Below are 6233 nucleotides of genomic sequence, written 5' to 3' on the forward strand. Positions count from 1 at the left end.
TGGACACCCTATTCCCGCTGCTTTCACCAGCTTCGACACGGTGAAGTTGACGCCGCATCGCGCTCGCGCGCCTGTTTCGAACAGTCTTTCACCGCGATCTGCTGCTTGCCATGCGACTGTCCCATCGCCGCACCGACGTGGTTCGCATAATTGTCTCTGCTGTGCGGGTCGATGGCGGCGACCGGAGCGGCAAGGATCAAGCCGGCCGCGCTGCCGGCCGCAGCGGCTGCTCCCGTCGTTCCCGCAATGAGATGGTCCCCGAGGCCCATCCGGCTGTCGGTCAACGGCTGACCTTCGGAGATGCGTGCACCGATGAGCCGGACGACTTCCGGGGATTCTGCGAACTTGCCGTGATGCATGCCGTCGCCGGCCTTCACCTTGGTCAGATCGATAACGGTGATCTCGTTGTCCGCCAGTTCCTGCTTGTAGGGATCGGCCTCCGGGTCGATCGAACCAAGCCGGGGAATGTCGCCCCAGACCCTGCGAGAGAAGGCTAGCGCCCGGTCGTCGCGGGATACAAACAGGGTAAACCGCGGATGCTGCCTGCCCATGTCCTCGATTTGCGAACGGAAGACGTCGACATCGACATCCGGAGCCGCAAGCATCACGTTCTTGAATTTTTCCGGCAGGCCGTCATTGCGGATGGCCATCTGGCGAAGCGCCTCGAGCGTGAGCCAGTTCCCCATGGAATGCGCGAGGATCGATACCTCCTTCACCTCTTTATCCGCGGCCAGATACTGGAAAAGCGATTCGAGTGCGTTGCGGGTGTAGTTGGTGCTTTCGCGGTCGTAGCCATAGGCAAGCAGGCTGCCCCGCGACGGCCATGTCACCAGGACAGGGGCGCTGTGGACGCCGGAATCATGGACGATCTGAGCGAAGCGGTAGACGGAGTCCTCGAAGCGGTTGTTGAAGCCGTGGATGAACACGAGCACACTGCGGTCGGGGCTTTTCCGGACTGTGGTGTTGAGCCAGTCCTTGGCTCCATCCCTGGTCAGGTCGTCCGCCTTCAAAGTCGCGAAATCGGTGGCTGGATTGGACGGCAATTTCTTCGGCCAGGCAACCTCTCCGGCCTTGCGGACAGGCGGGATCGAGACGGTGATGTTCGCGAAGGCCGGTGCGCGGGCTCGTTCTCCCGTAAACATCTCTCCGGCCACCTCCGAACGGCCGCGGGTGGTGGTGATCAGCATGTCGACCCGGCTCGCTGTGGGCGCGCTGTCGGCGACAGGCGTCAGCACGCCTTTGGGATGCCCGCCGCAGCCGGAAAGAGCGGCAATTGCCAGGCAAAGGATCATCCGCTGAAGGCGAACCACAGGAACTGATGAGGCGACAAGAAAATCGCGGCTGCGTCGATTGGCCAACACGTACTCCGATCTGCGGAAAATGCGAATTTATCAATGATAGACTCCGAAAGTGCAGCGCCCGCGGTCTGCCGAGCCGCGTTCGCGGCGGCGACAGGCGTGAGCGACCGGCCACCCCGGCATCGGCGAAACTCTATGTGCGGACGGAGCGAAACGCTCGTAACATCGGGTATGCTCTGTTGCACAAGCCGTTGAAGATCCTTCGTGCGGCGAGGCTTTCAAAGGGTTCAGCGACGGTCGGTCACAGCGGATTTCAGAAGCTCGGCTTCGATGCCGGCCGCATCCGGCACGGGCACTCCAGCCTTGCGAAGCGAGGCGATCATGCGAATGCTGTCTTTCGGCTGAATGTTGCGCTTCCGGTTCTCGTTGATGATGTCGCGGATGTATTCCGGTCGTATCTTCGTGAAGATCGTTCCCTCGCGCCGGGCATCGTCGATCAGTCCAGCCTCGGCATAGATTGCGGCCGCTACGATATGGAACAGAGGAAACTTCTGCAGGTCGGCTTTTCGGATCAGGCTCACCGCCTTTGCATGATCGTCAAGCATGTAGGCGGCAAGCGCGCGTGTCCCGTGATAATAGGCCGCACCGCCAGGATTCAGCGCAAGCGCCCTGTCGAGCAAATCCGCGCCCCGCTTCCATTGCCCGCACAGTGCAAGCCGAGTTCCGAACTCTGCCAGCAGTTCCGTATCGTTCGGATTGGTCGCCAGTGCCTCTTCGCCGGCCTCCAGCGCCTCCGCAAGTTGCTGATTGAAGAACAACGCGGTCATTAGGGATTGAAGCGCGCGCGTATTGTCCGGTTCAAGCTCGATTGCACGGCGGGCAGCGTGGAGCGCCCGTTCCATTGGCTCTCGCTGAGCCGGGTTCAGGTTATATCGGAAGCGGTCTTCATCGAGATAGGCGATGGACAACATGGCCCATGCCGTCGCATAGGCCGGGTAGCGGGCGACGGCGCTTTCCAGGCAGGCGCGTGCACTCAGATGGGCTTCCGGACTGAGTTCGGCGCGATAGGCATAAAATCGAAGGGTGCAGTCGTAGACGCCAAGGTCGTCCGGCGGAGGCTTGGCCGTCACAGCCTGCGCAATGATGCCGTAGGGCTGGGCAACGGCCGTGGCGACCTTGCTTGCAACGTCGGACTGGATGGCGAAAAGTTCTCGCGTGGTCAGATCGTCATCGTAATTCTGCGACCAGAGTATCGCGCCGTCAGACGTGTCGACAAGCCGTGCCGTCACCCGAACCCGTGGGCCTGACACCCTGACGCCGCCAGCGAGCAGGTAGCGAGCGCCGAGCCCGCCACGCACCTCGGACGCCTGCACTTCCGGTGCAAGCGATTTCGACGTTTCCCGCCCGAACACCCTGATTTCTTTGAACCGGGGCAGCGCGGTCAGCAGTTCCTCCGTCAATCCGACGGTATAGAGCTCGGACTGTGGGCCATCACCCAGATTGGCGAAGGGCGCTATTACCAGGGTCGGCTCGTCAGGCACCGCGCTGAAGCCGGACTGTCTCGTACCGGCTATGAAACGGTCGGTTGCCCAATACGTCAGCACCGCAGTAATTACGACACCGACGAGGCCGGCAAGGATCGGTAATGGGGTCCGCAGCCTGCCTTGCGCCGGCCGCTCGTCGGAGTTTTCTGCCGCGGCTTCCTTGCGACCCGTGACCGCCGCATCGTTCCATGCGAAAGACGGAGCATAGCCGCCTTTCGGAATATCTATCCTGATGGGATCGCCCTGTCCGGCGACCAGATAATAGCGCTCGAGCGTGCGTCTCAGGCGCCCCGCTTCGATGCGGACAACTGGATCGTCCTGGGTGAAGGTGTCGCTGCGCTTGAATACCTCGATCGCGACGGTATAGCCCTTCAGGCGATGTGCACGGCCAGCTATCGCTTCTTCTACGACGAAGGTGAGAAACGCGGCGCCACGCCCGGCTTTCGGAAATTCAGGACTGGAAATGACCCGTGCAAGCTGCGCACGAATCTCGTCCGGCCCCGGCAACGGATAGGGCAGGGGCTCCGCGCCCCCGGATCCGTGTGTCACAGCGGTGACCATTACTTGCTCCCCTCACGCCCGGAGGCGCAGCAATCGCAGATTTTATTGGCGTGCCCGCGTGTAACCTACGCCACGAAGACCGCACCGTCCAGAAAGATACCAAGCCTTCATGAACGTTATTGTTGAGTTGGATCGATTCACTACTGTATTCACTGGTACGTATCGAGGCGTGTAGATTACTGTTACATACTTGTTTTCTGGTGCTGCAGGTTCAACATCCCGACTTCCAGAACCCACCGGGCGCGATGATAGGAACAGAGACATTCTCTATCTGTGCGTGCTCAACCACTCATCGCAAGCCGGAAGGAAGTCCGAGATGCTCACGAAACGCGATCTGCTTCACGCTGCTGCGATAGCCGCCGCGGTGGCCGCCACGGCGGCGAGGTCCACCCCAGCAATTGCCCAGGACAAAGCCGGATGGCCCAGCGTGCTGGAGGCCAAGGATATTGCCGAGGAAGGGCTCATCTATGGCTTGCCGCTGGTGATGAATTACGCGGTCATGCAGGAGTTCGCAGTCGACAGAAACTCGGGGCAGTTCAAGGCACCTTTCAACGAAATCAACAACATGCACCATGTCGCGACCCCCGCGGACACTGCAATCATAACGCCGAACAGCGATACCCCTTACTCGTTTGTGTGGCTGGATTTGCGCGCCGAGCCGATGGTTCTCTCGGTTCCGGCGATCGATAAGGACCGATACTATTCGATCCAGCTCATCGACGGCAACACCTATAACTTCGGCTATATCGGCACGCGCGCCACGGGCACCGAGCCGGGCGACTATCTGGTGGTCGGCCCCGACTGGAAGGGTGAAACGCCCGCCGGTATCAAGAAGGTCTTCAGATCGACGACGCCGTTCACGTTTACCGCTATCCGCACGCAGCTCTTCAACCGCAACGACATGCCGAGGGTCGAGAAAATTCAGGCTGGCTACACCGCGCAGCCTCTCTCCGCTTTCCTGAAACAACCGGCTCCGCCCGCATCGCCGAAAATCGACTTCCTTCCAGCCACCACTGCAGGGATCAAGGACAACTTCTTCCGATATCTCGATGCGTCCCTGCAATTCGTTCCTGAGACGTCAAGGGACAAGGCCATCCGCGCGAGACTCGCTAAGATTGGCATTGGTCCGGGAAAGACCTTCGAGTTCGAGGATCTGTCGCTCGAACACAAGGACGCAATTCGCGTGGCCATGAAGCAGGGCAATGACAAAGTCGACAAATGGCTGACCAACGGAAACAAAAATATCAACGGCTGGAACATCGGCTCGTTCTTCGGTGACGAAGCCTTCTTCAACGGTGATTGGATGATGCGGGCCGGGGCTGCCAAGGGCGGTCTCTATGGAAATGATGCCGTTGAAGCCATGTACCCCTACACCCGAACGGACACGACCGGCGAGCCGCTCGACGGCAGCAAGCACAAGTACACAATCACCTTCGCACCCGGCCAGTTGCCTCCGGTAAATGCGTTCTGGTCCGTCACGATGTACGACGGCAAGAGCCAGTTCCTGGTCAAGAACCCGATCGATCGCTACCTCATCAACTCTCCGATGTTGCCGGGGATGAAAAGGGCGCCGGATGGTTCGCTGACGCTGTACATTCAAAAGGACAGCCCCGGTCCGGACAAGGAGGCAAATTGGCTTCCAGCCCCGGATGGCACGATTTATCTCGTGATGCGCCTGTACTGGCCGAAGCCTACGCCACCCTCGATTTTGCCGGCGGGCGAGGGGACATGGCAGCCGCCCGGCGTGAAACGGGTCTCGTAGAGGCGCACATGAATTCCTGAGATGCCCAGGAGCGCCGAAGCACCGTCGGACAGCCATAAGTCCCGCATATTCTGTGCGGCAGGTTAGGCCGGCGCGCCTCGCGACGGAAAGGTGTAGCGGCCCTAGTCGCGCTGCCTCCCAAAACCGGAGCGTTCGGGCATGGTGCGCTACCGACGGAAAACCGCCGGGCCACCGTGGCCCGGCAAGCGTGGGAGCCATATCATGGGATACGACGTTGCTTTCACGAAACGATGCTTTCCGGCCCGTGTCGGACTGATCGACGAACTCGCCGCCCGTAACGAAAGCTTTCGCGATCTCTGTTATGACTTCGCCACCGCGGAGGAAGTGAGACTGGCATGGGAGACAGCGTCCGGACCCGAGAAGGACGAGCGTCACGCTGAGTCTGTGGAACTTGTAGACTGCCTTCGGACCGAGATCGAGGCGGCGCTCGATGACGCCGCCGTCGTGCCGTTTCAGCGCCGGCGGACTTAACGAGCCGACAAGGGCAGGGCCCTGCATCATCGAACGCATTCCCGAGATTCCTCTTCAAAGCCGGCGACCAGAGGTTTGTAACTTTTTGACTTTCCGTGCGTTTTGTCGAGCGTAGTGCACAATGTTGGACCGTGATTTGACCGACACCGGGTGGAGGAAGATCAATGACGATGAATGACTGGCGCGCCGACCTGCGCCTCGGGCTCGAAAACCTGGTCGATGCCGCGGTCGTTGCCGGTGCGCACCAACGGGATGTTTACGCAGCCATCCTTGACGAAGTCGAACGCCTTCGGCTCGCCTACGAGCGAGATCCCGATCCGGCCGACGATCTCAGTGAACAGATCGTCGAAGAACCGTCCAACAACTGGCCTGCGGCCGAGCAGGACTGAGTCGGAACTCGGGATGGCCGTGGGTCTGTTCCTGTTCCTGCCGGCATTCGGTCAGCGTCAAACAAGTTCCATAACATACGTTATGCGATGAATCCATGTAGCCGCAAAGTTAAAGTGTCCTGTTTCTGCAATGTAAGAATGTCACTCTCCCCGGGTTTAGATGACCTGGGAGATTGCGGATGGGATT

At 60.2% G+C, this 6233-nt stretch carries 5 protein-coding genes; 3 read left to right on the plus strand and 2 right to left on the minus strand.

The features are described 5' to 3' along the window. Positions 1-23: 23 nt before the first annotated feature. Positions 24-1292, minus strand: a complete 1269-nt coding sequence (locus FB009_RS29800) for an alpha/beta hydrolase (RefSeq protein ID WP_225996812.1) — start codon at positions 1290-1292, stop codon at positions 24-26. Positions 1293-1585: 293 nt separating this feature from the next. Continuing rightward, positions 1586-3403 carry an adenylate cyclase gene (locus FB009_RS29805; RefSeq protein WP_012061797.1) on the minus strand — a complete coding sequence of 606 codons (1818 nt, stop codon included), beginning with the start codon at positions 3401-3403 and terminating at the stop codon, positions 1586-1588. A gap of 316 nt (positions 3404-3719) precedes the next feature. On the opposite strand from FB009_RS29805, the gene FB009_RS29810 reads away from it, so the two are divergent. The 3 genes from FB009_RS29810 (at position 3720) to FB009_RS29820 (ending at position 6046) form a co-directional block, all read left to right on the plus strand. Then, positions 3720-5165 carry a DUF1254 domain-containing protein gene (locus FB009_RS29810; RefSeq protein WP_127580995.1) on the plus strand — a complete coding sequence of 482 codons (1446 nt, stop codon included), beginning with the start codon at positions 3720-3722 and terminating at the stop codon, positions 5163-5165. A 222-nt stretch (positions 5166-5387) separates the two neighbouring features. Beyond that, complete coding sequence (locus tag FB009_RS29815; protein WP_018010991.1) at positions 5388-5657, plus strand: hypothetical protein; 270 nt, start codon at positions 5388-5390, stop codon at positions 5655-5657. A gap of 164 nt (positions 5658-5821) precedes the next feature. After that, positions 5822-6046, plus strand: a complete 225-nt coding sequence (locus FB009_RS29820; protein ID WP_012061800.1) for a hypothetical protein — start codon at positions 5822-5824, stop codon at positions 6044-6046. Positions 6047-6233: the final 187 nt, after the last annotated feature.

Source organism: Sinorhizobium medicae (assembly GCF_007827695.1).
In the GTDB taxonomy this organism is placed as follows: Bacteria; Pseudomonadota; Alphaproteobacteria; order Rhizobiales; family Rhizobiaceae; genus Sinorhizobium; species Sinorhizobium medicae.